Source organism: Bacteroides sp. An269, from assembly GCF_002159755.1.
GTDB lineage: Bacteria > Bacteroidota > Bacteroidia > Bacteroidales > Bacteroidaceae > Phocaeicola > Phocaeicola intestinalis.
This window is the reverse complement of record NZ_NFJG01000243.1, coordinates 1-795: the sequence shown is the minus strand read 5'-3', so window position 1 is coordinate 795 and position 795 is coordinate 1. Positions and strand designations below refer to the sequence as shown.

General features: G+C 44.7%; 1 protein-coding gene. It reads left to right on the top strand.

The genetic code is table 11. The features are described from left to right. The coding region (ltrA, locus tag B5F71_RS19550) for a group II intron reverse transcriptase/maturase (protein WP_087213670.1) at nucleotides 1–795 on the top strand (795 nt) is incomplete at both ends.

The window sequence follows — 795 nt, the reverse complement described above, 5'->3', positions numbered from 1 at the left end:
AAGGGTAGAAATCCCGAAGGACAATGGCAAGATGCGCCTTTTAGGAATCCCCACCGTGGTAGACCGTATGGTGCAACAAGCCATTAACCAGGTTCTGACCCCTATCTATGAGTGCCAATTCTCGAGGAGCAGCTACGGCTTCCGTCCAAGAAGAGGTTGTCATGACGCACTGCGAGGGGCGCAAGAAATAATCAATGCAGGCTACATATATGTAGTAGACCTTGACCTCGAGCGCTTCTTTGATACCGTTAATCATAGCAAACTCATAGAAATCCTCAGCCGTACTATTAAAGACGGCAGAGTTGTCAGTCTAATACACAAATATCTCCGAAGCGGTGTAATGAATAAAGGTCTGTTCGAAGCGAGCGAGGAAGGAACTCCTCAAGGAGGACCACTAAGTCCTTTGTTGAGTAATATTATGCTTAATGAGTTGGACAAGGAACTCGAACGTAGAGGACTTCCTTTTGTCCGCTATGCCGATGACTCGATGATATTCTGTAAGTCCAAAAGGGCGGCAAGAAGAGTCAAGGAGTCCATAACCCGATATATAGAGGGAACTTTATATCTCAAAGTCAACAAGGAAAAGACTGTAGTGTCGTATGTCCAAGGAGTTAAGTATCTCGGTTACTCCTTTTATGTAATGAAAGGCAAATGCCGCCTCACAGTACATCCGAAGTCCAAATCCAAGATGAAATCAAGACTCAAAGAACTGACGAATCGTAACAACGGATGGGGATACGCTAAGAGGAAGCAGAAGCTGAAAGAATACATACGTGGATGGATTGGATACTATCA